The following is a 23,543-nucleotide window of genomic DNA, read 5'->3' as shown; positions in this document are numbered from 1 at the left end:
CGGTCCGTGGTCGTGTCTCACTTGAGCCAGACGCTCGCGAACGAGTCGAAGTAGTCCGCGCCGGTGTCGACGAGGACGTGGTCCGCACCGAGCGCCGTGACGCGGTTCGACACCGAGTCGATATGCGCGTCGAGGCGCGACTGGTAGGTCTCGGCGAGCGACCCGCTGAAGTACGACCGTCGCGTCCGGTCGCTCTCCGGGTCGGCGAACAACACGTCGCCGACGACGCCCGGGTCGCGCTCCGTCGGTGCGACGACGCGCACGAGCAGCACGTCGACGTCGTTTCTCGCGAGGGCCGCGACGCCCGACTCGACGACTTCCGGGTCGGCCAGGTAGTCGCTGAAGACGACGACGAGCGACCGCGAGCGGATGCGCTGGGCGTACCCTTCGAGTGCAGACTCGAAGTCCGCCGATCCCGCCGGCTCGACCTCGTTCAGCTGGTCGATGAGCGCGAGGAGTTCGCCGCGGTTCGATCGGCCGGTGTCGATGCGGTTCACCCGGTCGAGGAAGGTCCCGTACCGGAAGTCGTTGTTCTCCTCGGCGGTGAGGTAGGCGAAGCCGAGCGCGAGTTTGGCCGCGTATTCGAACTTGTGAGTCTCGTCCTCGCCGTAGTCCATCGACGCGCTCGTGTCGACGAGCAGGTGGACCGTCAGGCTCCGCTCCTCCTCGTACTGCTTGATGAAGTACTCCTCCGTCCGGGCGAACAGCTTCCAGTCGATGAGCCGCGTGTCGTCGCCGGGCGAGTACCGCCGGTAGTCGCTGAAGGTCAGCCCCTCGCCGACCCGGGGCGACTGCTGGTCGCCCTGTCGGAGCGACGTGGTCTGGCGGTTCAGTGCCGCGTCGAACCGCCCGAGCTCGTCCAGGAAGTCGGGTTCGATGGTCATTCCAGCAGGGACGCGACGAGGTCGTCGGGCGTCAGCCCCTCGCGCTCGGCCCGGAAGTCGACGATGATCCGGTGGCGGAGGACGGGCGCGGCCAGCGCCTCGATGTCCTCGCTCGTGACGTGCGAGCGGCCCCGCAGGAACGCCCGCGCCTTCGCCGTCAGCACGAGCGCCATGCTCGCCCGCGGGCTGGCCCCGAACTCGATGTCGTCGGCCTCGCGGGTCCGCCGGACGAGCTGGACGGCCCGGTCGCGCAGGTCGTCGGCGATGGGCATCTCGCGGACCAGCTGCTGGATCTCCTGAATTTCCTGGCGCGTGAGCGAGCGTTCGACGGGGACCTGTTCCTTCCCGGAGGTGAACATCTCGACGATGGAGCGCTCCTCCTCGTAGTCGGGGTAGTCGACGAGGATCTTCAGCATGAAGCGGTCGGTCTGGGCCTCCGGCAGCGCGTAGGTCCCCGACTGGTCGATGGGGTTCTGCGTCGCCAGGATGAAGAATGGCCGTGGCAGTTCGTAGGTCTCGCCGGCGGCCGTGACCTGCTTCTCCTGCATCGCTTCGAGCAGGGCGGCCTGGGTCTTCGGCGTCGCGCGGTTGATCTCGTCGGCCAGCACGACGTTCGCGAACACCGGCCCCTTCTCGAAGACGAACTCCCGGCCGGTGTCGGTCTCGCGGATGATCTCGGTCCCCGTGATGTCGGAAGGCATCAGGTCCGGCGTGTTCTGGATGCGCGAGAACTGGAGGTCCGTCACCTCGGCGACGGTGCGGACCATCGTCGTCTTCCCGAGGCCGGGGTTCGATTCGAGCAGGGCGTTGCCGTCCGCGAGGATGCAGACGAGCAACTGCTCTAAGACCTCCTCCTGGCCGACGATTCGCGTGGCGATCTGTTCGCGGGCGGCCTCGATCTTTCGCTGTAGGGCGTCGATGTCTTGCTGTGGCGTCATGGGTCGGTGTCTGAGTCGTCTTGGTCTCGTATCCTGAGGTTGTACTCGCGGATGAGCTCCGCGTCCTCAACGTCTTCGGGAGCGGCGTACCCGGCCTGCTGGCTGTCGACGGCCCCGCTCCCGCTGCCCGGACCGCCGTCGCTGGTCGACGGGAACTGCTCGCTGCTGTCGATCTCCTCGTCGCCGCCCGTCGATTCGATCTCGGCGGTGAGGTTCTCGTCGCCGGCCTGCACGTCTTCTGACTCGCCCAGCACCGCGTCGCCGTCTTCGAGCCCCTCGTACTCGCTGGGGCGATCGGACGGCGAGCCGTCGTTCGTCGGGCCGTCGCCGCCGAGCAGGTCGAGGTCCACGACGGCCACCTGGACCGTCGCGAGGCTCAACGCGACGACGACGACGAGCGTCACGAGCAACCGACGGGTGTCGACCAGCGCGACCCCGGAGCTCCCCCGGAGGCGGTCGAGAACGTCCTCGTAGAGCCGCGCCGCCATGCGCGTGTCGGCCCCGTCCTCGACGGCGTCTCGGGCGGTCCGGAGCGCCTCCGCCACGCCCGGGTTCGCCGCCTCGAACTGCTCGACGAGGGGGCGGCGGACGCGGTAGCCGTACTCGCCGACGAACGCCACCAGCCCGACGACCGCCGCGACGACGGCGCTCCCCGGCAGCGTCACCCGGGGAATCGACCGGCCGACGGCCTGCGCGATGGGCTCGGTCACCGCCGCCGGGACGGCCAGCTGCGCTGGCAGTTCCGCCGGCCGGAGGACGGCCAGCAGGACGTTCACGGCGAGAAAGAGCAACACCGCGTCGACGACGGCGTAGATGAGCGCCGCCTTCTTGCCCTCGCGCCTGACCTCCCCGAGCGCGCTCGCCATCCGCCGGCGCGGGCCCGACCCGCCGGCTTCCGGCCGGGCCGCCGCGTCACTCTCGCCGTCGGGCGTTTCGGTCGGATCGGGATCGGGCTCGTCGCTCACGATTAGACCCCCTGGCAGGCGTTCGAGCTCTCGTTCGTGTTGTCCAGCGCGTCACAGGCCCGTTCGAGGCGGTTCCTGAGGTCCTGGTTCTCCGATTCGAGGGTGTCGATGTCGCCTTCGAGGTCCTCGATCTCGTTTTCGAGATCGTCGATGTCGTCGTTCAGCGTGTCGACCTGCTCCTGTAGATCCTCGTTCTCGCCTTCGAGGTCGTCGATCTCGTTGTTGAGCGAATCGACGCGGTCCTGGAGGTCGTTTCGCTCGCTGCGGAGGTCCGACACCGTCCCCTGGAGGTTCTCGACGCGGTCCTCGCTTTCTCGCAGGGACTGGCGGGTCTCGGCGAGTTGGACTTCCGTAGCGTTGAGCTGTTGCTCCGTCCGGTTCAGCTCAGTGGCCACCTGGTCGACGTCCTCCGAGCGCGTGTCGAGCGTCGATTCGAGTTCGTCGACGCGCGCCTGCGTGGACTGGAGTTCGCCGCGCGTCTCGTCGAGGTTCTGGCGGAGGTCGGCGTTCTGCTCGCGGAGGTTCTCGTTCTGGGTTCGGAGTTCGCTCGCGGAGTCCTGGTACAGGACCGTCGTGCCGCCCGTCCCGACCATCGAGAGGACGACGAACAGGACGAGCCCGATGTTGATTCGGCGGCCGATTGCGCTCACGGGAGACCACTCTCCAGAGTTGTGCGACCGCGGTACACTTGAACGCGGCGGGCGACCACCTCGCCGGTGAACAGCGCGAGCGCGCCGAGCAGCGCCAGCCAGTCCCAGGTGTCCCGGACCGTCCGGACGCGCGTGGACTTCTGGCGCGCCTCGCGGGCGATCTGTGCGCCCTGGTTCGGGCCGAACACCTGGCCGCCGGTCGTCCCGACGAGCGTCGAGAGGGCCTCGCTCTGGCCGAACGCGGCGTATTCGATCGGGTAGTTCGCCGCGTACTCGGTGTCGAGTACCGTCCGATAGCCCGCCTCACGCGGCGTGAACTCGCCGCGGTAGCGGCCCTCCCCGATCTGGCGGAAGGAGACGTTCGACGCCTCCGGCCGCGAGTCGCCCTGGTAGGTCAGCGTCGTCGGACTCCCGACGCGGGCGTCGCCGACGGCCGTGACGCCGGTCTGGGTCCGCGTCGGATCGCCGACCGCGTAGTTCACGGACTTGGTCAGCACCAGCGAGTCCGGCCGTTCGAGCAGACCGTCGAGCGTCCCGTCGGAGCCGTAGGCGGTGATCGAGACCACGCGGCCGAGGCCGAACCGCCAGGAGGCGATGGCCGGCGTCCCGTCGGCGGTCGCGACCTGGTAGTCCGCGCCGGGCTTGACCTGCACCTTGTTCGCCTGCCCGGGATTGGCCGTCAGCTCGACGCCGGAGGTGATGAACGTGCCCTCGGTGACGATGGTGAGGTTCTCGCCCTGGTAGCGCCGCGAGGAGCCGCCGAAGAGGAGCCGCAGGCGCTCGGTCTCGTCGGCGGCGAAGTACGACCCGCCCGACTCCCGCGCGATCTGGCGCATGGTCGCGACGCCGACGCGCTTGCCGACGCCGACCGAGACGACCCGCGTCCCCTCGCGACCGAGCTGATTGGCGACGGCGGCCGGCGGCCCGAGGTCGTCCTGGCCGTCGCTGAGCAGGATGATCGTCCCCTCGCTGTCGCCGAGCAGCTCGTCGGCCCCCTGGAGCCCGACGGCGATGTCCGTCGCGCCGCCGCTGTTGAGCCGTCTGATCTTGTCGGCGACGCCCTCGCGGTTCGCGCCGAGCTGTTGCATTTCCGCCACCCGGTAGGCGTTGTGGTTGAACGCGACGACGCCGACGCGGTTCTCGTCGCCGAGCTGGTCGAGCACGTCCAGCGCGACGGCCTTCTGCACCGAGAGGCCGCTCTCTGCGCTCCCGGAGACGTCGACGAGGAGGACGATGTTCGACTCGCCGCCCGTGGCGTTGCCGACGCTGACGGGCAGCATCGGCGCGATCGACGACTGCTGGTACCCCCCGTTCTCGTAGGCGTTGTCGCCGCCAGCGACGACGAGACCGCCGCCGTTGATGACGAACTCCTGCAGGGCGGTGACGTTGCCGAGGTTCCCCGACGGGGTATCCTGGACGACGACCGCGGAGTAGCCGTCGAGGTCGCCCGGCACGGACGAGGCGGTCGAGACGTTGTACAGCGTGTCCAGGTAGTTCCGGAGCGGGTACTCGCCGGGCGAGACGTAGAGCACGTCGGGCTGTTCGACGACGCGGACGCTCCGGTAGAACACGTTATTTCGCGCGTACACGTCCTCGCCGTCGATCGTCGCCGTCACGCGGTGCGCTCCGATCTCCTCGAAGGTGTGTTCGACCGTCAGCGTCCCGTTCGGCCGAAGCTCGCCCTCGGTGGCAGTCTCGCCGTCGATCGTCACCGTGACCGGGACCGGGCCGTCGACGTTCACGCCCTGGAGCGAGACGACGTACTGCGAGGGGACCCCGCGGCTGACGGTCGCCGGACCGGAGATCGACACCGCTCGCTCGGTCTCCGGCGATCGCAGCCTGACCCGGTGGACGGTCGCGTTCAGCGACGCGGCCTCCTCGGCGGCGACGGAGAGGCTCCGCCCGTCGGTGACCCGGCCGTCCGAGACGACGACGACCGTGCCGTTCTGCCTGAGGTTCGCGACGACGCCGTCGCCGATTCTGGAGGTCGACCCGCTCCCGACGGTCGCTCTGGTCACCGGGACGCCCTCGCCCTCGATCTGTGTCACCAGCGACTCGGTCGTGTTCCCGTAGACGTCCATGCTCGCGGACTCGTCGCTCAGTATCGTCACGCTCGGCTCGCCCGGCGTCTCGCGGGTCTGGACCGTGTACGGCTCCATGGCCGAGAGGACCAGCAGGCAGACGATGAGGGTTCGACTGGCCAGCAGGAGCCGGCGGCTCCGGTTCGACGCCGACCGCGGGCCACCCTCGCCCCGGCGGACCAGATAGGCGAGCAGGACGACGGCGACCGGCAGAGTCGCCAGGGGCCAGAGGTGTTCGACGCCGAGCGTCAGCCCCTCTGCGACGGTGTAGGAGACCGCCATCACAGGTCACCTCGCCTCCTGAGGTAGCCGACCTCGACCAGCGCGAGCATCACGCCCGCGAGGGCGAGGTACTCGGTCAGCGGCCGCGGGACCGTCCGCTGCTCGACGCGGGTCAGATTGCCCGCGGCCCCGGAGCGCTCTTCGAGCGCTTCGACGGCCGTGGCCGACTCGCTCTCGTCGAGCAGCGACGCGCTCACCTGTCGGCTCTCGGTCCGGTAGAAGCCGGCCTCTTGGAGCTGGACCGATCCGGTCGTCGTCCCCGACGGCCCCTCGACCGTCGCGTTCCCGAACTGGACGCGCTCGCCGGTCGCGTGGTTCAGCGCCGGCAGGGGCTCGCGGTCCGCGAGGTAGTACACCGCCCGCTTCCAGAACACCGGGTACTGATAGTTGAACTTGAAGCTCGAACTCTCTTCGATGTAGCCGTAGTACATGACCCGGCCGCCGCCGCGCTCGGCCGTCGCGAGGAGCGGCGAGCCGTCGCCCAGTCTGACCTGGACCGTCCCGGTCCGCAGCGACCCCGAGACGTACTCCTCGGGCGGCTGGAAGTCGATGCCGGTCGTGAGGCCCGTCTGCGCGCTCTGGCGGACGGTCCCCCCCGACGCGACGCCGTCGGGTTCGATCAGCAGCAGGTCGCCGTACTTGGTCGGCAGCTCGCGCTGGGCCAGCACGGCGACGCCGCCGCCGTCCGCCACCAGTTCTCGCCCGCTCTCGACGTTCCCGGGCAGCAGCGAACTGTCCTCGACGTTGCTGTAGAGGATCACGTCGTAGCCGTTCTCGATGGTCGTCGGCGGCTGCTCGACCGTCACGTTCACCCGGTCGATCACGGAGAGCGCGGTGATCAGATACCGGTTCCGGTCGTTGGTCAGGACCAGCACGTCGACGGCGGGGTCGGCGGGCGCGGCGAGGTAGGCGGTGTCGTCGGCCGCGAAACTGTCCCCGGGCGCGAGCCGCGCCTGACTGGTGCCGGCGGGGACCGGCAGCGTCACCGACCCCACGTCGCCGGCACCGAGGCGGATCTCCCGCGCTTGATTCCCCAGCCGAACCGTGCGGGTGACCGCCGAGTCGCCGTAGTTCTTCACGGAGAGCGTCACCGACGACTGGGAGAACCGGCGGTCGATGAAGCCGACGTTGTCGTCGCCGCCGCCGGCGAACTGCCGGAGGTCGACCGAGAGCCCGCGGGCGCGGGCCGTGCTCACGGCGGTGGTCCACTCGTCGCCGGCGAAGTCGCTCAGGACGACGACTCTGGCGTTCTCGCCGGCCAGCGACGCGGCCTGCGAGATCGCTCCGCTCAGGTCACCCGCCGTGTCGGTCGGGCCGAGCCCGGCGATGGTCTCTCGGGCCGCGCTCGGCGTCCCGCGCTGGAGGACGACCGCCCCGCCGTTCCCGGTGGTCACCACCGACGTGGTCCCGGTCACCTCCGACTCCGCGGCGGCGACGGCCCGCTGGAAGCGCGTCGACCCGTCGGCGCTGGTCTGCATGCTCGCGCTGGTGTCGACGACCAGCACCGTCTCCTCGACCGTGGTCCGCTCGGAGACGGTGACGTACGGCGACGCGAGGCCGACGGCCAGCACCAGCACGACGAGCACCTGCAACAGCAGGAGGAGGCTCCGGGAGAGCCGTTCGAGAAACGGCGTCGACGACTGCTGGCGCTCCTCGGCCACGAGGAACTGGAACGTCGGCAGCGAGAGTTCCTGCGGGTCGGGCCGAATCAGGTACAGGAGGACGATCGGCACGGCCGCGAGGAGGGCGACGAGTCCAATGGGGGAGAGCAGCACGTCCGAGAGGGCCATTACCGGGGTATCTCTCGGGGACGGCATTTATTTTGTGTATCGGCTGACACCTGCCGCCGGCGGACTGGCTCGGACGCTGCCTATTTGCGCGCCGCTGTCGAACGCTCGGTATGCGCCCCAGTCGCGCCCGGACCGAGGAGGTCCTCCGGGCACTCGTCCACGAGGTCAGAGCCGAGCGGCTCACGTTCATGGCCGGCTCGATCGCGTACCACGCCTTCCTCTCGATTCTGCCGCTCCTGTTGCTGGTGCTCGCGTTCGTCCAGCGGACGGAGAACGTCGCGCTCCGGACCTCCGTCGTCGGCATCATGGAGTCGGTCCTGACGGCCCAGGCCAGCGAGGTCATCCAGCAGGGGCTCAGCGAGGCCGACGCGTCGGTGTCCCTGCTCGGCCTCGGCTTCCTGCTGTGGGGATCGCTGCGGATCTTCCGCGGGCTCGATACGGCCTTCTCGGACATCTACGAGACGGGCGCGGCCAACACCTTCCTCGACCAGCTCGGCGACGGCCTGCTCCTGCTCGTGACGGTCGCGCTGGCCATCGTCAGCGCCAGCGCGCTCGGCTCGCTGCTCCCGGAGGCCGGCTCGGGTCCCTTGGCGGCCCTCGCCACCGGCGCGGTTCGCGCGGCCGGCCTCTTCCTGGTCTTCTACCCGATGTACTACGTCTTTCCCGACACCGACGTGACGCCGCTGGAGGTCGTCCCCGGCGTCGCCTTCGCCGCCGTCGGCCTCACCGTCGCGCAGGCGCTCTTCACGACGTTCAAGGCCGGCTCGACCGGCGGGAACCTCGTAGCGAGCATTCTGCTGCTGCTCTCGTGGCTCTACGTCGTCGGACTGGTGATCCTGCTCGGCGCGGCCGTCAACGCCGTCCTCTCGAACCGCTCGACTGACGTTGACATCGAGCCGGTCGTCGGCGGCGTGGCACGGCAGAAAACCGAGCGAGAGACGGCGATAGCCCGCGACGACCTGCTCGCGGAACTCGACGCCCTCGGCGAGCGACTGCAGCGCGGGAGCGGGACGATAACCCTCGAGGTCGGGGGCGAGCGGACCGAGATCGACTGCCCGGAGACCGCCACCGTCGACCGTTCCTCGGACGTGTTCGGACTGGACCGGTCGGTCGCTATCACGCTCCGGTGGTGGCCGGAAGACGACTAGACTACCGCGTGTCGTGGCGCTCTCGTACCTGGACTGTCGGGAGCGACCACTCGCGCCCGAGTCCAAGCCCGCGAGCCGCCAGCACCGCCAGCGCGCACCCGGTCGACGCGAGGCCCACCGTCACGTCCATCTGCGCGAGCGCCCAGAAGGTGAGGCCGCCGATGACGGCGCAGGACGCGTAGAAGTCCTCGCGGAGGATGAACGGCGTTCGGCCCAGCAGGAGGTCCGAGATCGCGCCCCCGCCGGCCGCGTTGACCGTCGCCAGCGCGACGACGGCGAACACCGGCAGGCCGGCCTGGTGGGCCAGCAGCGCGCCGGTGGTCGAGAAGGCCGCCAGCCCGATGGCGTCGGCCGTCAGGACGACCGGGTGCTGGTGGCCGTCGTCGAGGTAGTGGACGAACACGACGGCCGCCGTGACGCCCAGCAGCGAGAGGCCGACCTCGCCGGGGGACTGCAGCGAGTTCGGGACCCTGTTCAACAGCAGGTCACGCGTCGTCCCGCCGCCCAGCGCCGTCATCACGCCGACGACCGTGACGCCGAACACGTCGTAGCGCTCCTCGATGGCCTTGGCCGCGCCGACGAACGCGAAGCCGATCAGCCCGACCGCGTTCATCAGCGCGAACGCGTCAGTCACGCCGGTCACCGCCGGTCCGCCCGCGCCGCCCGCTCGGTCCGTTCGCTCGTCTCTGGTTCGGAACGTCTCTACCGCCCGTAACTGCCATTACCGTAGCGCAACGGGCGGAAACAATTATGTTTTTACACCGGGACCGGCGCGGGCGATACGGTAGCGTTCGGCACGGACGTGCGGCGGAGAGGAGCGCGAGCGGCGAGCCGAACGAGTGGCCGCGACCGGCGCGGGGTCAGGGCTTCTCGGTCTCCAGCACCCAGTCGCTGGGCGTCGCCCGCCGGACCTCGAACGGATCGAACGCCTCCCGCGGGGCCTCTGCGAGGCGGCCGAGGAAGCTTCCGACCGGCGTCGGGTCGCGGTCACTGACGAGGACGAAGCGCTCGCCGCTGTCGAGGGCGGTGAATCGCTCGCGGACCCGCTTCTTCCGTTCCTCTGGCGGCAGGTCGCGGATGTCGACCGCGTCGGGGTCGTCGGCGACCGTCACCTCGCCGGCAGTGTCGAGCGCGTCCTCGACCGCCGCGCCGAGTTCGGCGACCGCACCGGGCACGTCGCCGGGCGCGGGCGTCCCCTGGAGGTCGCGACTGAACGGGAGCTCGGCGAGCACGTCGGCGTCGAGGTCGGCGAGCGCGTCGCCGGCGAACAGGTCGTTCGGCTCGCCACAGCAGTCACAGACGTACTCGGCCATGTTGACGACGGTCCCGAGCACCGGCACGTCGTTGTCCCGGAACAGTTCGACGGTTCGGCCGGTGTCGCTGACGCTCGCGTGGAACGGCGTCGTCACGACGACCACGCCGTCGACCGGGACCTCCTGCAGCGTGGTCAGCACCACGTCGCCGGTCCCCGGCGGGAGGTCGATCACCAGCGTCCCGTCGGCGCGCCAGGCGGTGTTCTCGAAGAGGTCCGACAGCGCGTCGTGGGCCATCGCGCCGCGCCAGGCCAGCGGCGCGCCGGACTCCATCAGCCCGACGCTCATCACGTCCATCGGCCCGGCCCGCACCGGGAGCGGGTCGCCCTCCTCGCTGGAGTGGACCGGCCCGCTCACGTCGAGCAGTTCGGGCACGTTCGGGCCGTGGATGTCGGCGTCGAACAGCGCCGCGTCGCCGTCGGCGGCCAGCGCGCACGCGAGGTGGGTCGCGACCGTCGACTTGCCGACGCCGCCCTTCGCGCTGGCGACGGCGACGACGCGGTCGAACGACTCGACGCCCCCCTGGCCCTCGCTGGAGGGGGTCGTCCGCTCGACGTGGACGCTCTCGACGCCCTCGACGTCGTCGACGGCGTGGAGCATCGCCTGGACGACCTGCGTGCTCGTCTGGCCGTCCAGGGCCGTCAGGTCCGTCTCGATGGTCACCTCGCCGCCGTCGACGGCGATGTCGTCGACGAAACCGGCGTCGAACACGGTGAGGTCGGCGTTCGGGTCGCGCACGTCTCGCAGTGCGGCCTCGATGCGGTCGGTCAGGCTCGTGGGAGTGGTGTCTGTCATCGTGGCGTCTCAGAGGTCCGGCATCCGATTGAGTCGGTCTTCGCCGGGCAACAGTCGGGCGTCGTTCTCCAGCGCGCCGCCGAACTGCCGGCGGAAGGTCCCCGGGTCGACCTCCAGCGAGCGCTCGGCGGTCTGTCTGACGACGGACGCGGAGTCGTCGGTGAGTTCGCGAAGCCGCTCGCGGGCGCGGTCCTCGTCCACGCCGCCGAGCATGTGCGCGGCCCACTCGCGGACCCGCTCGCTGTCGTCGCGGCTCTGTTCCAGCAGCGCGTCGGCCATGTCCTCTCCCCGGAGCTTGAACAGCGAGATGGCGGCGTTACGCCGGACGGCGTGGTGGTCGTCGTCCAGCGCGGCGTCGATGTCGGCCTCGTGGGCCTCGCGGTCGACGTTGTCGAGCGCGACGACTGCCTCCGCGCGGACCCACGGGTCGGGGTCGTCGAGGAGCTCGACGGCGACGGCGGCTGCCCGCTCGCCGCCGTGGGCCGTCAGCGCCTCGACGGCGAACTGACGCACGTCGCCGTCCTCGTCGGTCGTCGCGGCCCGCGCCAGCCCGCTCACGACGGCGTCCGAGGTCTCGCGGTCCTTCAGCGCGAGGACGGCGCGCCGTCGGTCGGTCTTCGAGCCCTGCTCCGCGTCGGCCAGCAGCGACGCCACCGCGTCGTCCTCGACGGGCTCGGTGTCGCTCGCGGCCAGTTCCTCCGGCGTCGCCTCGCCGATGGTCACGTCCTCGCGGCTCACCTCGATGTCTTCGAGCGCCTCGATGTCGACGTGCAGGCCGGGACTGCGCTCGGGGTCCAGTTGCGGGTCCGGGTCCTCTTCGAGGTGCTTCTCGAACTCGTCGTCGTCGTGACAGCCCGTCATCGGTGCCCCTCCTCGAGCGCGAGCGCCGCGGTCCCGAGTGCGAACGGGAGTGCCCGCGGGAGCGACGCCGGCACGCCCGCGAACGCCACCAGCGCGACGCCGGCCAGCAGCGTCCAGCGGCCGGTCCGCGTGGCGGCACTCGCGGCGGTCACCGCGCCGGCGACGGCCAGCGCGACCACCGGGAGGCTCGTCCCGACGACGCCGCTGCCGGTCAGCGTGACCGCGCCGGTGACGAACGGCACGGCGCGGCCGACGGCGACGACGGCGGCGAACGCGAACAGACCGCCCACCATCGCCGCCCAGTCGGGCTTCGAGCGGGCGCGCCAGTCCGACGCGGCGAACGCCGGGAGCGCGGCGATGCCGACGAGCGCGACCGTCGAGGCGAGCGGTCGGAGGCCGGTCCACCCCGCGACGCCGCTGGCGAGGCCGACGCTCAGCGCGGCCAGCAGCAGCGCCGTCGCCACGGCCGAGAGCGGATCGAGCGTCCGTCCCGACGCGGCGGCGACCGCGGTCGTGCCAGCGACCGCCGCGACCGCGGCCGGGAGCGCCGCAGCGCCGTCGAGCAGCGCCAGCAGGCCGAACACGCCGACGAACAGCAGTCCGGTCCCGGCGGCCGCGTCGGACCGAGTGACGGCCAGCGCGACCGCGGCGAGCGCGACGACGGCCGTCGAACCGACTGCGAGCGCGTCGGACGCGACCGGGAGCGCGGTCCGCCCCGGTGCGTTGACGAGCAGAACGACCACGTACTGAACGGCCACCGCGAGCGCAGCGATCCCGGTCGCGGCGACGGTGACGGAGCGGTCGCCGCGGCCCAGGAGCGGCCGCACCCGAGTGCGGAGCGCGGTCGCCGTCATCGCTGGCCCTCCAGTCGGTGGGCGAGGTCGTTGCGGTCGGCTCGGACGACCGCTTCCAGCAGGTCGCCGAGGCCGCCGTACACGTCCGTCCCAGGTTCGTCGGCCAGTCGCTCGGCGACGCCCGCGGCGGCGTGGCCGAGGTGGCGGTCGTGGAAGTCGAGTCGGGCCGCCGCGGCGTCGCTCCCGACGGCGGCCTCGCGACGGGCCAGGTAGCCCGCGAACTCCAGTTCGTAGGTCAGCGCGTCGTGGTTGTCGCGGTCCTCCTGGTCGATTTCGAGGCCGTAGTGGCTGTACGCCCGCGAGAGGTCGAGGTTCACGTCGTTCCAGGAGTGGTCCGGCCGGTACTTCGACTCGTACAGCGGCACCGGCGGCCCCTCGGCGTCGAGCGAGCCGTCAGTGCGGTCGGCGTACTCGCTGTAGCCGAGTTCGAAGATGTCGTTGTAGCGCGCTGCGAGGGTCCGGTAGTCGTCGTCGGTCGTCAGCGGCGGCACGGCCACGTCGAGCCCGGTGCGGTCGATGCAGTTCCGGAGGTCGGCTTCGAGCGAGCCGTTCGCGGCGGCCTCGTGGAACGGCTCCGCGGGGTATTCGAACGCCTTCGCGAGCGTCGCGTACACCGCCCCGCGGGCGGCGGCGTCCTCGTCCACGTCGTCGAGGGAGTCGGTCGGCGTCGTCGCCATCAGTTGCCCTCCCGCGTCCGGTAGATGCCGAACGTGGTCACGCCGACGACGGCGACGATGGCGACGCCGGCGACGGTCCACAGCAGCGTCTCGTAGGGCGGCCCCTGCGGGCCGGGACCGAACGGGAAGTAGTGCCACTCGCTGACGGCCTTCTGGCCGGCGCGCTCGCCGTTCGAGCCGTTCCAGACGGCGAAGGCCACGTCGAGGTCGCCGTCGGTCTGCAGCGCCGTCCGGTTCTCGCCGGTCGCGTTCAGCGGCCGCGAGTAGACGAGCGCCCAGGTGGCGTTCCCGCCGGACCCGCTGTGGGTCGCGTTCGCCTCGATGGCGGGGTTCTGGAAGGCCGTCGTCGAGCCCGCGCCGCCCGCGAGCAGTTCCTGCGAGCCGGTGGCCCCGCTCCAGAACCAGACGTTCACTTTGTTCCCGGGACCGCCCATCGCGATGGGCGGGCGCGCGCTCGCGTTCGTCGGGAACTGGACCGCCGCCGCGTCCGCGAAGGTCCGCGGGTCGTCCGCGCTCACGTCACGCGTGGCGTCGTCCCACTCCAGGCGGACGAACAGCCGCTGGTCGGTTCTGGCGGCCTGCACGTGAACCGTCTCGACGGTGGTGTCGTCGGCATTCGGGACGCCGCTGGGCGCGCTGGCGAGCGCCACGTCCGAGGCCGGCACGTCCTCCCAACCGGCGGCGGCCGGCTGGGAGAGGTCGGCGCGCTCCGTCTCCGTGACCGGAATCTCGTGGGCCGGCCGGGCGCTCGCGAGCGGCGCGGCGACCGACGAGACGAGGACGAGCGTCGCCAGCACCGCGGCGAGGCCGGCCGTCCGGACGGCGTCACTCGTCATCGAACACCCCCAGCCGGTACTGCTTCGCCGGGTTCTTGTCCTGGAGCAGGTCCATCAGCTCGCTGTCCTCGCCCTGTCGGGTCCGCTGGCGCTCGCGCTCGATGGTGTCGAGCGCCTCGTCGACGCCGTCGCCGAACAGCTCTCGGAGGTACTGCCGCGGGATGCGGTCGATGTCGACCGTCTCCCCGTCCTCCGTGTGCTGGCCCGGCGCGAACGGCGGGATGTAGTAGACGTTCGGTTGCGTCTGGAACTCGGGATGCAGCGGCAGCGCCACCTCGTACTCCTCGACGAGCTTGTAGATGGGGCCGTCCTCGTCGTCGAGGAAGCCGACCATCCGAAGCTGTGGTGGGCACTCCTCCGCGCAGGCCGGCGCGTACGTCTCGCCGTCCGGCCCCTCCCCTTCGAGGCGGGGATAACAGAAGATGCACTTCTCTGACTTCTTCGAGACGGTGTTGTAGTACACCTTCTTGTACGGACAGCCCTCGACGCAGTAGCGGTAGCCACGACAGCGCTCCTGGTCGACGAGGACGATGCCGTCCTCCTCGCGCTTGTAGAGCGCCGAGCGCGGACAGGCCTCCACGCAGGAGGGGTGGGTGCAGTGGTTGCAGATTCGCGGGAGGTAGAAGTAGTAGCTGTTGGGGTACTCGCCGGCCCCCCGATCTTCGTCCCAGTTGGGGCCCCACTCCGCGCCCTCGCGGGGTCGGAGCGGCTCGTCGCTGCCCTCGTACATGATCTCGTTGTGGTTGAACTCCCACGCCCGGCCGTAGTCCTCCTGATCGGGGATTTCGCCGGTCTGGCGTTCGGAGTGCTCCCCGGACTGCCAGCCGCCGCCGGAGTCCTCCCAGCCCCGCGGGTAACCCTCGCCGGGCTTGGTCTCGACGTTGTTCCAGTACATGTACTCGGACCCGCCGTCCTCCGTCCAGAGGCTCTTGCAGGCGATGGTACACGTCTGGCAGCCGATACACTTGTTCAGGTCCATCACCATCGCGACCTGGTGGTCGATGCCCTCCGCCACGTCGACGAGCGAGTCCTCGCTCCCTTGGTCGTCCTGTTGGTCGGTACTCATTCGGTGTCACCTCCGGTCGGTCGAACGTCTACGCGCACGTCGCTGTTGACCCCCGTCGGCCCCCAGTAGTTGGGGAAGAAGTGCAGGTGCTCGCCGGTGTCCTCGGGGTACTGCACCAGCTGGGTCGGCTTCATGTACATCGGGACGAGCGAGTTGAAGTTGTCCCGATCGGGGTACTGGAACTTCTCCCAGGCGAAGAACTGCCGGACGGTTCCCGGCTCGCTGGACGGGTAGATCTTCGCCTGCACCTCCACCTCCGCGAGGTCGTTGTACACCTCGACGGTGTCGCCGTCCTCGATTCCGCGCTCTTCGGCGTCCTCGGGGTTGAGGTACACCACCGGTTCGCCGCGCTGGAGGCGGAGCATCTTCGCGCTGTCGCGCCACGTCGAGTGGATGGACCACCGGCCGTGGGGCGTGTTGTACGACAGCGGGTAGTCGCCGCCGGTGTCCTCCGGCCCCTCCTTGTGGGTCGGCAGTTCCTCGCCGAGTTCGAGGTACCAGTCGTGGTCGATGTAGTACTGCTGGCGGCCGGTGAACGTCGGCCAGGGGTTCTTGTCGTGGACGTAGTCCTGCCACGGGACGTAGGCCTCCCCGTCCTTGATGTCGGAACTCCAGTGGTCGCCGGCCGCGAGGAACCGCTGGGGCTGGTCGTCGATGTCGTCGAACGTGATCTGCTCGTCCGTGTCGCTGGGGTTCGTCTCCTCGGAGTGTTCGAGGATGAACTCCGCGGCGGCCCGATCCTCTTCGAGCGCCCCTTCTTCCCCGGTCTCCCAGTCGCGGACGTAGTCGTCGTGGATGGTCGTGAGGTCGATGGTCCGGTCGAACTTCCGGTCCTCGACCGGGTCGACGCCGCGCTCGGTGGCCCGCTCCTGGATCTTCTCCGCGAGCAGGCGGAAGATCTCCCAGTCGGTCTTGGCCTCCCCGAGCGGCTCGACGGCCGGCGTGAACGGGTGCACGTAGGTGTGCATGTCCGTCTCCGAGAGGTCGTACTTCTCGTAGTGGCTCGCCGCCGGGAGGACGATGTCCGAGTACAGCGCCGTCGAGTCCATCCGGAAGTTGATGTCCACGACGAGGTCGAGCTTGGGCCACAGCTGCTCCTCGACGGCGACGTTGCCCTTGGCCTGATTGAAGTAGTTGCCCCGCCAGACGAACATCGTCGTCGGGTCGGGCCTGATGCCGTCCTCGCGCTCGGACGGGTAGACCGGCATCCAGTTCTTCTCGATGGACTCCCGGATCTTCTCGGCCGTGTCCGGGTCGGTGTTGTCGAGGATGCCGGCGTGGAAGTACGTCCACAGCGTCGTCGGGACGCCGCGGACGCTCCCGGTCGGGAACGACAGGACCTGCCAGCCGTGGAACGACCAGATCTTCTCCTGGCCGACGTAGTGGTCGACGCCGGTTCCCGGGTCGCCGAGGTTCCCCGTGAGCGTCACGAGCAACTGGATGGCGCGGTTGCCCAGGTCGTTGTGGTACCAGTCGTTGACGCCCTTGCCGTGGATGATCTTGGCCGCGTCGGCCTCGGCGAACTCGCGGGCGACCCGCTGGTAGGTGTCCTCGCCGACGCTCGTCTCCTCGTGGACGAACTCGGGCGTGTACTGCGAGAGTTCGTCCCGGAGGTTCTCCCAGACCGAGCGGACCGCGACGCTCCCGCCGTCGGTCTGGACGCTCCGATCGACGCTCAGCCGCGGGTCGAAGTCGAGTTCGATGCTCATCGAGTGGTCGTGCTGGCCGTCGCGCTCGCCGAGCGAGCCGGGTGCGGCTCGGAGGTCGCCGTTCGCGTCGACCATGACGAACACCTTCTCGGGATCGTCGGCGTCCGCGGCGAGTCCGACCTCGCTCGCCCGGAGGAACTTTCCGGTGTCCTCGCGGACGAGCAGCGGCATGTCCGTCTGCTCTTTGAGGTGGGCCTCGTCGTGCAGGCCCTCGTCGACGATGGTCTGGGCCATGCCGAGCGCGAGGGCGGTGTCCGTGCCGCCCTCGGGGGAGAGCCACTCGTCGGTGTGGATCGCCGTCTGGGAGTAGTCCGTGAAGATGCCGACGCGCTTCGCGCCCTCGTAACCCGCGTCGAGGAAGTACTTCGCGTCCGGGATGCGCGTGACGTTGATGTTCGACCCCCAGGCGATGATGTAATCGGAGTTGTGCCAGTCGGCGGACTCCGCGTTGTCCGTCTGCGTGCCCCAGGTGATGGGCTGGCCCGGCGGCAGGTCGGAGTACCAGTCGTAGAAGCTGTGGGAGACGCCGCCGAGCAGATTGACGAGGCGCGAGCCGGAGGCGAAGCTCACCGGGGACATCGCCGGGATCGGCGTGAACCCGGAGATGGCGTCGTAGCGGCCCGCCTGCACCTCGTCGATGACGTGGTCGGCGATCTCGGTCAGCGCCTCGTCCCAGGAGATGCGCTCCCACTGGCCGTCGCCGCGCTCGCCGGTACGCCGGAGCGGGTGGAGGACCCGCTGGTCGGCGTTGACGTAGTCGGTGTAGCAGGCGCCCTTCTGGCAGCCCCGCGGGTTCGGGTCCGGCAGGCTCTCGTCGAAGGTCGGGTAGTCGCCGGCCTGCTCCTCGCGCCAGACCTGGCCGTCCTTGACGAAGACGTTCCAGGAACAGGAGCCGGTGCAGTTGACGCTGTGAGTCGAGCGGGCGACGGAGTCCCAGTCCCACTCGTCGCGGTAGAGGTCCTCCCAGTCCCGGTACGGATAGTTTCCGATGGGGTCGTCCACCGCTTGCAGCCCGGTCATGCCGTCGTCGGCGAATCCCAGGCCCGTCGCGCCGAGTAGCGATGCGGCCCCGAGGCCGCGGACGAAGTCGCGGCGACTGATTCCAGCGCTGTCCGTCTCGTCGTCGGTCGGGTCGTGTCTACTCATTGGTGATGAACACAGTCGCGGTCGCACAGGCGGCGCCGGCGAGCGCCAGCGCGATGCCGGTCGGCGTCCCGCCGCCGACCTCCAGGCCGGCGGCCACCAGGACGAGACCGACCAGCTTGCTCGTCGTATCCAGCAGGCGATACTGTCGCTCCGTCAGCGCGATCGTCTCAGGCATCGTCCCCCTCCTCCGACTCGGCGGCGGTCGGGTCGTCGCCCGCGTCCGGCGCCGGGTCTGCGCCGCCACCGTCCGGCGTCGATTCCGGGCCGCCGTCGGCGGCCACGTCCCCGCCCTCCGACGGCGTCGGCTCGCCGTCGCGCAACAGGAGGTAGGTGACCGCGCCGAACAGCGGCGGGACGAGCAACAGCGCCGCCGTCAGTATCGGATTGACGGCGCTGGTCGACGTGTCGAGCACCTGCCCCGCGAGGATGTTGTTCATCCCCGCGATGGAGGCGATCATGATGAACGCGACGGCGGCGACGCCGACGGCGGTCTGCCATGGCCGCGAGAGCGGGTCGGCGGTGAAGTGCGTCGGCGACTCCGTCCGGTCGATGAACGGCCACGCGGCGACGGCGGCGAACACCAGCCCCGGCAGGACGATGCCGCCGATGAACTCGCCGCTGACGTGGACCGAACCGACGCTGAAACTGGCCCACTGGGGCAGGAGCTTCAGGAAGCCGTACACCCACATCAGGAACCAGTCGGGCATGATGAGCTCCGGCGTCGACGCGGGGTCGTTCGGGCCGTACTCCGCGACGTTGTGCACCGGGAGCAGGCCGGACAGCGCCGACAGCGTCGCCGCCGTGGCGAAGAAGACGACGGCGGAGACGGCGGCCTGGTTCGGGAAGGCGGGCAGGCCGATGATGACGTCGTCGTTCTCCCTGTCGACAGTTTGCCGCCCGGTGGTCACGTCGCTCTCGCGGGGGGCCTCGGTGTGTTTCTGTCGGATCAGGATGGCCATGTGGACCGCCAGGCCCACGGCTATGGCCGTCGGTATCACGAGGACGTGCAGGAAGTACAGCCGCGGGATGGTCGCACTCGACGGGAACTCACCCCCGAAGACGACCTTTCCGAGGAAGTCCCCCAGTAACGGAATGGAGATGGTGAGGTTGTACCCGATGCTCGTGGCCGTGGCGGCGAACTCGTCGAACGGCAGGGCGTAGCCGGTGTAGGCCGCGCCCATCGCCAGCGCCGCGAGGCCGGTCCCGACGATCCAGTTCGGCTCCCGCGGATTGCGGTAGGAGCCGGTGAAGAACACCCGCAACATGTGCAAGCCGATGGAGGCGACGAACAGGTGGGCCGCCCAGTGGTGGAGCCGACGGATGAACATCCCGAAGGGCACGTCGTAGGTGATGTGCAGCACCGAGACGAACGCCTCCGGCATCTCCTCGCCCTGGAACTTCTGGACGCTGCCCTCGTACTCCACGTCGGAGGTCGAGGGCTCGAAGAAGAAGCCGAGGAAGATCCCCGACAACACCAGCAGGAGGAAGCAAAACAGCGCCACCTCTCCGAGCAGGAACGAGTCCTCCGCCGGGAACGCCTTCCCGAGGAACTTCTGGCCGTTCTCCAGGTCCAGCCGGGTGTCGAACCAGTCGTACAGTTGGTCGGCGCGCGACATCAGCCACCCCCCGGGCCGATAGGCCCTTCAAAGTCGCCCGTGGCGACGAGGAAGCCGTCGCTGGTCACCGTAATCGGGAGCTGGGGCAGCGCCCGCCCGGGCGGACCCCCGGTCACGGCCGCGCCGTCGAGGGCGTCGAACCGGCCGAAGTGACACGGACAGACGAGGACGTTCTCCTCGCGGTCCGAGACCATACAGCCGGCGTGGGTACACACCTTCGAGAACGCGGCGTACCCGCTCACGGTGAACCCCTGTTTGACGTTCGAACTGTACTCGGACTCGGGGTACCGGACGAGGAGCGTCGGTGCCTTCTCGATGCCGGGACGCGGTTCCGGGAACACGGTCAGGAGGTCTCCTTCGGAGAGTCGCCCCTCCGTGACTCGCTCGCCCTCGCTGTCCACGAGGTGGACGCCGTCGGAGTAGACGGGCCCCTCGTAGCCCCGCTCGAACACTTGCGTCGTGCTCGCAAGCGGCGCGGCGAGGCTCGCGACGGCGGTGAGACCGCCGACGGTCGCGAGGAACTTCGCGAAGTCCCGCCGGCGAAGTTCGGCGCGCGCGTCGCTGTACAGCGTCGGCGACTCGGTCGGGCCCCCCTGACACGAGCAGTCGTCGGCCTGTTCCTCGTCGTCGTCGGGTTTCGGGTAGTCGATCATTCGTGGCCCCTCAGTTCGGCGACTTCCACGTGCGGCATGAACCAGGCGTAGTACGCGACCGTCGAGAGCGCGAGCGAGAGGAACATCCCCGTCGCGTACAGCCCGAAGTACTGGGTCCGGGCGAGCGTGAGATACTCGCCGGTGAACAGCGCGGCGAAGACGATGGAGAGCACCGTCAGGCCCCCCATCGCCACGAGCCCCTCGATGGCGTCCGAGGCGTCGTGGTACTCGACGACCCAGCGGCTCTCGGTGTCGAACCACGGCAGCGAGACGGTCCCGCCGTCGGGGACCGCCGCGGCGTCGTCGGGTGGTCTGACCGCCCGGTTCATGAACTGGTGTGCGGCCGTCAGCACGCCGACGAGGGCGAACAGCCCGACCCAGACGATGACGCCGACCTGGCTCGGTGACAGCTTGTTCGGCGTCTCCAGCGGCCCCGCTAGCGGCCGGATGTCGGTGACGCTCTCGTCGATAGCGATCTCTTCCGAAGGCGGTTCGCCGTGCAGGGCGACGAACCACATCGGCAACAGTACCGCCGTGATCAGTAGGCCGATGAGTATCGTGTTACGTCTCATGTTCTCGACTTCGTCCGTGGGCATCAGTTCGCGCGCGATCCGAAGGGTCGCGTCACTCCGCTGTCTTGCGTTTGACCCAGCATCCGGATGAACTGCTATCCCAACATCTTGGGCCCTTTATATTGCGGATTTAGACCCGAATATGTTCGACTGGGGTTTCATGTGTCGTCGGTGTCATCGTCCGGATATGCCGGGCCGAATGCTCGCGGAAGTGGAGGTGTTCGGTCCACGGTCGTGCCAGGTCGCACCGCACGCCGGCGAGGAGTGGTCGGTCTCGAAGGTCGCACGCAGCGCGGAGAGTGACGAGGGACGCGTCGTCGAGGAGTTCACCCTCCGAGGCGACGCGGGGTCGCAACCGGTCCCACACCGTGACAACCCGACCGTCGAGAAGGTGTTCTCCTACGACGAGCGCCACGTCTTTCGCCTGTCCCGCGTCGCCGACCAGGGCTGCGTCTGCGAGGTCGTCGAGGCCGCCGGCTGCGTGGTACAGGAGGTCTCGGCCGACGGACAGTCGCTCGTCGTCACGTTCCTCGTCGAGGACGTCCCCTCGCTGCGCGATATCGTCGCCTCCCTTCAGTCGGAGGGTGACGCCGTCAAACTCCGCCGCTTGCTCGAAGACACGCCCGAGGAGCACAAACGACCGGTCGTGCTCGACCGCTCCAAGCTGACCGAGCGCCAGCGCGAGGTGCTGGTCAGCGCGCACGAACTGGGCTACTTCGAGCACCCGCGCGAGGCGTCGGCCGGCGAGGTCGCCGACGCGCTGGAGATCTCGACCTCGACGTTCACCGAACATCTCGCGGCCGCCCAGCGAAAGCTCCTCGACGACCTCCTCGACGCTTGCTGAGGACGGTCCAGTCGGGCGTCGCGCCGAGACGCATTCGCGCCAGCCGACAGTCTCTTGCGCCGTCCGCGGGCACGTTCGCTATGGGACACCACGACGACGAGGGCGAGACCGAACACGGGTCGGACGACCATTCGCACGAGGACCACGATCACCACGCGCACGACGCCGACGCCGTCTCCGTCGGAGTCCTCACCGTCTCGACCTCACGCACGCTGGACGACGATCCCGCGGGCGACGTGATCGCCGCGACACTCGAAGACGCCGGTCACGAGGTGGCCTTCCGGCGGCTGGTCGACGACGACCCGGCCGCCATCGCGGACGCCGTCGTCGACCTCCTCGACGACGGGGCCGACGCGGTGGTGACGACCGGCGGGACGGGACTCACGCCCGACGACGTGACCGTCGACGCCCTCACGCCGCTGTTCGACCGGCCGATTCCGGGCTTCGGCGAACTGTTCCGCTGGCTCTCCTACGAGGAAGTCGGGCCGATGGCGATGGCCTCGCGCGCGACCGCGGGCGCCGTCGAGGACCGCCTCGTGTTCTGTCTGCCCGGGAGCGAGAACGCCGCACGGACCGGAACGGAAGACCTGATCGCGCCGGCGCTCGGCCACCTGCTCGGCCTCGTCCGCCGGTAGGCAGACCCGCACGGTTTTGGGGCGGGGTGGGCTACGGGGAGCCATGACCGAGGAGTTCTCACACGTCGACGACGAGGGCGACGCGCAGATGGTGGACGTGGGTGACAAGGACGAGAGCCAGCGCCGGGCTGTCGCCCGCGGCCGAATCGCGCTCACTGCCGAGACGCTCGCCGCCATCGACGCGGACGAAGTCGAGAAGGGCGACGTGCTGACGACGGCCCGAATCGGCGCGATCCAGGCGGTGAAACACACCTGGGAGACGATTCCGATGTGTCACCAGATCCCCATCACGAACGTCGACGCGGCCTTCGAGGTGACCGAGGGGGCCGTCGAGGCGACCGTCGCCGTCGAGACCGTCGGCAAGACCGGCTGCGAGATGGAGGCGCTAGAGGGCGTGACGACCGGACTGAACGTCGTCTGGGACATGGTGAAGGCCAGCGAGAAGGACGACGACGGCGCGTACCCGAAGACGGCCATCGAGGACGTTCGCGTGGTCGAGAAGACGGTCGACCGCTGACGACACGACCGCACCGTCAGTCGTCCGCGAGGGACACGTGTACCGTCGCCGGGCTCTGGACGACGACGTCGGTACCGTCGAACGTGAACGAGACGGTCACCTCGACGGAGTCCGCGGGAAAGAGCGAATCGAGCGCGTCCCCGTCCACAGTCTCGGTGAGTGGCGGGAGGTCCAGCGCGCTACGCCCCTGCAGTTCGGCCACTGCCTCTACGATCACGTCGACGACGGACCCGTTCGGACCCGGTACCGACGTTCGGACGATCTCGCTTTCGGGCAGGTCTTCCATCGGCGCTCTCAGTCGCTCGTCTGTCGCTCGTCCTGGCACACTTCGGCGGTCATCGGACCGGTAGGTATCGCGCCGGCGGGGAGCTGATGGGCCCGTTCCGTCTCCCGGAGCGTTCCCTGGTCGCGCCCCCAGACGACGAGGCCGGCATCGTTGAGCTTCGGGAGGTGGACGTGGTGAAGCTGAACCCGGGCCCGGTGGACCGCCCCGTCGTCGTCCGGGTCGACCGACAATCGCTCCGCGAGGTCCCGGACCGAAAGCGTCTCCTGTTCCGACGTGAGATAGTGCAGGATTTCCCGACGCTCCTCGTTGGCCAGTGTTTCGAAGACGACACCCCAGTCGATAGTTTCGACGTTAGACATCTACCAGTATTGTTGTACTCCCACAGTAAGGCGGTGTTACCTGATATTTAAGCCATTTAAGTCCTC

At 69.6% G+C, this 23,543-nt stretch carries 24 protein-coding genes; 4 read left to right on the top strand and 20 right to left on the bottom strand.

Annotated elements, in window-relative coordinates; genetic code table 11:
- Positions 1 to 17: 17 nt before the first annotated feature.
- From GM656_RS13455 to GM656_RS13430, 6 genes are all read right to left on the bottom strand, one after another.
- On the bottom strand, positions 18 to 884 hold the full coding sequence (locus tag GM656_RS13455; RefSeq protein ID WP_162414181.1) for a DUF58 domain-containing protein: 867 nt from the start codon (positions 882 to 884) through the stop codon (positions 18 to 20).
- Complete coding sequence (locus GM656_RS13450; protein ID WP_162414180.1) at positions 881 to 1,822, bottom strand: AAA family ATPase; 942 nt, start codon at positions 1,820 to 1,822, stop codon at positions 881 to 883. Before GM656_RS13450 ends, GM656_RS13455 begins: the two co-directional genes overlap by 4 nt.
- Complete coding sequence (locus GM656_RS13445) at positions 1,819 to 2,688, bottom strand: DUF7502 family protein (RefSeq protein WP_394352099.1); 870 nt, start codon at positions 2,686 to 2,688, stop codon at positions 1,819 to 1,821. The genes GM656_RS13450 and GM656_RS13445 overlap by 4 nt, the downstream gene beginning before the upstream one ends.
- 101 nt (positions 2,689 to 2,789) lie before the next feature.
- Positions 2,790 to 3,437: a chromosome partitioning protein gene (locus tag GM656_RS13440; protein WP_162414178.1), complete on the bottom strand. Its 648-nt coding sequence runs from the start codon at positions 3,435 to 3,437 to the stop codon at positions 2,790 to 2,792.
- Positions 3,434 to 5,800: a VWA domain-containing protein gene (locus GM656_RS13435; RefSeq protein WP_162414177.1), complete on the bottom strand. Its 2,367-nt coding sequence runs from the start codon at positions 5,798 to 5,800 to the stop codon at positions 3,434 to 3,436. Before GM656_RS13435 ends, GM656_RS13440 begins: the two co-directional genes overlap by 4 nt.
- A complete protein-coding gene (locus GM656_RS13430; protein ID WP_162414176.1) occupies positions 5,800 to 7,590 on the bottom strand; it encodes a vWA domain-containing protein in 1,791 nt (596 codons plus the stop codon). The genes GM656_RS13435 and GM656_RS13430 overlap by 1 nt, the downstream gene beginning before the upstream one ends.
- A 110-nt stretch (positions 7,591 to 7,700) precedes the next feature.
- On the opposite strand from GM656_RS13430, the gene GM656_RS13425 reads away from it, so the two are divergent.
- Positions 7,701 to 8,738, top strand: a complete 1,038-nt coding sequence (locus GM656_RS13425; protein ID WP_162414175.1) for a YhjD/YihY/BrkB family envelope integrity protein — start codon at positions 7,701 to 7,703, stop codon at positions 8,736 to 8,738.
- Between the two features lies 1 nt (position 8,739).
- Here the strand turns inward: GM656_RS13425 and GM656_RS13420 are convergent, their stop codons facing one another.
- The 12 genes from GM656_RS13420 to GM656_RS13365 all read right to left on the bottom strand — a co-directional run bounded on the left by GM656_RS13420 (position 8,740) and on the right by GM656_RS13365 (position 20,836).
- Positions 8,740 to 9,372: a trimeric intracellular cation channel family protein gene (locus tag GM656_RS13420; protein ID WP_338401352.1), complete on the bottom strand. Its 633-nt coding sequence runs from the start codon at positions 9,370 to 9,372 to the stop codon at positions 8,740 to 8,742.
- Between the two features lie 226 nt (positions 9,373 to 9,598).
- On the bottom strand, positions 9,599 to 10,846 hold the full coding sequence (locus GM656_RS13415) for a P-loop NTPase (protein WP_162414174.1): 1,248 nt from the start codon (positions 10,844 to 10,846) through the stop codon (positions 9,599 to 9,601).
- A gap of 9 nt (positions 10,847 to 10,855) precedes the next feature.
- Positions 10,856 to 11,707 carry a HEAT repeat domain-containing protein gene (locus GM656_RS13410; protein WP_162414173.1) on the bottom strand — a complete coding sequence of 284 codons (852 nt, stop codon included), beginning with the start codon at positions 11,705 to 11,707 and terminating at the stop codon, positions 10,856 to 10,858.
- A complete protein-coding gene (locus tag GM656_RS13405; protein ID WP_162414172.1) occupies positions 11,704 to 12,561 on the bottom strand; it encodes a phosphate ABC transporter permease in 858 nt (285 codons plus the stop codon). Before GM656_RS13405 ends, GM656_RS13410 begins: the two co-directional genes overlap by 4 nt.
- Entirely contained in the window at positions 12,558 to 13,238 is a 681-nt protein-coding gene (locus GM656_RS13400; protein ID WP_162414171.1) for a molecular chaperone TorD family protein, read from the bottom strand. Before GM656_RS13400 ends, GM656_RS13405 begins: the two co-directional genes overlap by 4 nt.
- Entirely contained in the window at positions 13,238 to 14,074 is an 837-nt protein-coding gene (locus GM656_RS13395; RefSeq protein ID WP_162414170.1) for an ethylbenzene dehydrogenase-related protein, read from the bottom strand. Before GM656_RS13395 ends, GM656_RS13400 begins: the two co-directional genes overlap by 1 nt.
- Positions 14,064 to 15,140, bottom strand: coding sequence for a nitrate reductase subunit beta (gene narH / locus GM656_RS13390; RefSeq protein ID WP_162414169.1), 1,077 nt, complete (start codon positions 15,138 to 15,140; stop codon positions 14,064 to 14,066). The genes GM656_RS13395 and narH overlap by 11 nt, the downstream gene beginning before the upstream one ends.
- Positions 15,137 to 17,995 carry a nitrate reductase subunit alpha gene (locus GM656_RS13385; protein WP_162414168.1) on the bottom strand — a complete coding sequence of 953 codons (2,859 nt, stop codon included), beginning with the start codon at positions 17,993 to 17,995 and terminating at the stop codon, positions 15,137 to 15,139. Before GM656_RS13385 ends, narH begins: the two co-directional genes overlap by 4 nt.
- Positions 17,988 to 18,170, bottom strand: a complete 183-nt coding sequence (locus GM656_RS13380) for a hypothetical protein (protein ID WP_162414167.1) — start codon at positions 18,168 to 18,170, stop codon at positions 17,988 to 17,990. The genes GM656_RS13385 and GM656_RS13380 overlap by 8 nt, the downstream gene beginning before the upstream one ends.
- Positions 18,163 to 19,611, bottom strand: coding sequence for a cytochrome b (locus GM656_RS13375; RefSeq protein WP_241692769.1), 1,449 nt, complete (start codon positions 19,609 to 19,611; stop codon positions 18,163 to 18,165). Before GM656_RS13375 ends, GM656_RS13380 begins: the two co-directional genes overlap by 8 nt.
- Positions 19,611 to 20,264 carry a QcrA and Rieske domain-containing protein gene (locus GM656_RS13370; protein WP_162414166.1) on the bottom strand — a complete coding sequence of 218 codons (654 nt, stop codon included), beginning with the start codon at positions 20,262 to 20,264 and terminating at the stop codon, positions 19,611 to 19,613. Before GM656_RS13370 ends, GM656_RS13375 begins: the two co-directional genes overlap by 1 nt.
- On the bottom strand, positions 20,261 to 20,836 hold the full coding sequence (locus GM656_RS13365) for a hypothetical protein (RefSeq protein ID WP_162414215.1): 576 nt from the start codon (positions 20,834 to 20,836) through the stop codon (positions 20,261 to 20,263). Before GM656_RS13365 ends, GM656_RS13370 begins: the two co-directional genes overlap by 4 nt.
- A gap of 187 nt (positions 20,837 to 21,023) precedes the next feature.
- On the opposite strand from GM656_RS13365, the gene GM656_RS13360 reads away from it, so the two are divergent.
- The 3 genes from GM656_RS13360 (at position 21,024) to moaC (ending at position 22,832) form a co-directional block, all read left to right on the top strand.
- A complete protein-coding gene (locus GM656_RS13360; RefSeq protein WP_162414165.1) occupies positions 21,024 to 21,680 on the top strand; it encodes a helix-turn-helix domain-containing protein in 657 nt (218 codons plus the stop codon).
- A gap of 80 nt (positions 21,681 to 21,760) precedes the next feature.
- Entirely contained in the window at positions 21,761 to 22,315 is a 555-nt protein-coding gene (locus GM656_RS13355; protein ID WP_162414164.1) for a MogA/MoaB family molybdenum cofactor biosynthesis protein, read from the top strand.
- 43 nt (positions 22,316 to 22,358) lie between these two features.
- Positions 22,359 to 22,832 carry a cyclic pyranopterin monophosphate synthase MoaC gene (gene moaC / locus GM656_RS13350; RefSeq protein WP_162414163.1) on the top strand — a complete coding sequence of 158 codons (474 nt, stop codon included), beginning with the start codon at positions 22,359 to 22,361 and terminating at the stop codon, positions 22,830 to 22,832.
- A 16-nt stretch (positions 22,833 to 22,848) separates the two neighbouring features.
- On the opposite strand, the gene GM656_RS13345 is transcribed toward moaC, so the two are convergent.
- Positions 22,849 to 23,118: a HalOD1 output domain-containing protein gene (locus GM656_RS13345; protein ID WP_162414162.1), complete on the bottom strand. Its 270-nt coding sequence runs from the start codon at positions 23,116 to 23,118 to the stop codon at positions 22,849 to 22,851.
- A gap of 8 nt (positions 23,119 to 23,126) precedes the next feature.
- Positions 23,127 to 23,477, bottom strand: coding sequence for a winged helix-turn-helix domain-containing protein (locus tag GM656_RS13340; protein WP_162414161.1), 351 nt, complete (start codon positions 23,475 to 23,477; stop codon positions 23,127 to 23,129).
- Between the last annotated feature and the right edge of the window lie 66 nt (positions 23,478 to 23,543).

Source organism: Haloarcula salina (assembly GCF_010119195.1).
In the GTDB taxonomy this organism is placed as follows: Archaea; Halobacteriota; Halobacteria; order Halobacteriales; family Haloarculaceae; genus Haloarcula; species Haloarcula salina.
This window is presented reverse-complemented; position numbering and strand designations above follow the sequence as displayed.

Excerpts from the sequence above, each read along its gene's own strand:
- GM656_RS13380 (WP_162414167.1), bottom strand. The coding sequence starts at position 18,170 with ATGCCTGAGACGATCGCGCTGACGGAGCGACAGTATCGCCTGCTGGAT.
- GM656_RS13445 (WP_394352099.1), bottom strand. The coding sequence starts at position 2,688 with ATGGCGAGCGCGCTCGGGGAGGTCAGGCGCGAGGGCAAGAAGGCGGCG.
- narH (WP_162414169.1), bottom strand. The coding sequence starts at position 15,140 with ATGAGTACCGACCAACAGGACGACCAAGGGAGCGAGGACTCGCTCGTC.
- GM656_RS13455 (WP_162414181.1), bottom strand. The coding sequence starts at position 884 with ATGACCATCGAACCCGACTTCCTGGACGAGCTCGGGCGGTTCGACGCG.
- GM656_RS13360 (WP_162414165.1), top strand. The coding sequence starts at position 21,024 with ATGCCGGGCCGAATGCTCGCGGAAGTGGAGGTGTTCGGTCCACGGTCG.
- GM656_RS13385 (WP_162414168.1), bottom strand. The coding sequence starts at position 17,995 with ATGAGTAGACACGACCCGACCGACGACGAGACGGACAGCGCTGGAATC.
- GM656_RS13340 (WP_162414161.1), bottom strand. The coding sequence starts at position 23,477 with ATGTCTAACGTCGAAACTATCGACTGGGGTGTCGTCTTCGAAACACTG.
- GM656_RS13375 (WP_241692769.1), bottom strand. The coding sequence starts at position 19,611 with ATGTCGCGCGCCGACCAACTGTACGACTGGTTCGACACCCGGCTGGAC.
- GM656_RS13450 (WP_162414180.1), bottom strand. The coding sequence starts at position 1,822 with ATGACGCCACAGCAAGACATCGACGCCCTACAGCGAAAGATCGAGGCC.
- GM656_RS13370 (WP_162414166.1), bottom strand. The coding sequence starts at position 20,264 with ATGATCGACTACCCGAAACCCGACGACGACGAGGAACAGGCCGACGAC.
- moaC (WP_162414163.1), top strand. The coding sequence starts at position 22,359 with ATGACCGAGGAGTTCTCACACGTCGACGACGAGGGCGACGCGCAGATG.
- GM656_RS13425 (WP_162414175.1), top strand. The coding sequence starts at position 7,701 with ATGCGCCCCAGTCGCGCCCGGACCGAGGAGGTCCTCCGGGCACTCGTC.
- GM656_RS13400 (WP_162414171.1), bottom strand. The coding sequence starts at position 13,238 with ATGGCGACGACGCCGACCGACTCCCTCGACGACGTGGACGAGGACGCC.
- GM656_RS13345 (WP_162414162.1), bottom strand. The coding sequence starts at position 23,118 with ATGGAAGACCTGCCCGAAAGCGAGATCGTCCGAACGTCGGTACCGGGT.
- GM656_RS13430 (WP_162414176.1), bottom strand. The coding sequence starts at position 7,590 with ATGGCCCTCTCGGACGTGCTGCTCTCCCCCATTGGACTCGTCGCCCTC.
- GM656_RS13415 (WP_162414174.1), bottom strand. The coding sequence starts at position 10,846 with ATGACAGACACCACTCCCACGAGCCTGACCGACCGCATCGAGGCCGCA.
- GM656_RS13405 (WP_162414172.1), bottom strand. The coding sequence starts at position 12,561 with ATGACGGCGACCGCGCTCCGCACTCGGGTGCGGCCGCTCCTGGGCCGC.
- GM656_RS13410 (WP_162414173.1), bottom strand. The coding sequence starts at position 11,707 with ATGACGGGCTGTCACGACGACGACGAGTTCGAGAAGCACCTCGAAGAG.
- GM656_RS13435 (WP_162414177.1), bottom strand. The coding sequence starts at position 5,800 with ATGGCGGTCTCCTACACCGTCGCAGAGGGGCTGACGCTCGGCGTCGAA.
- GM656_RS13355 (WP_162414164.1), top strand. The coding sequence starts at position 21,761 with ATGGGACACCACGACGACGAGGGCGAGACCGAACACGGGTCGGACGAC.
- GM656_RS13365 (WP_162414215.1), bottom strand. The coding sequence starts at position 20,836 with ATGAGACGTAACACGATACTCATCGGCCTACTGATCACGGCGGTACTG.
- GM656_RS13395 (WP_162414170.1), bottom strand. The coding sequence starts at position 14,074 with ATGACGAGTGACGCCGTCCGGACGGCCGGCCTCGCCGCGGTGCTGGCG.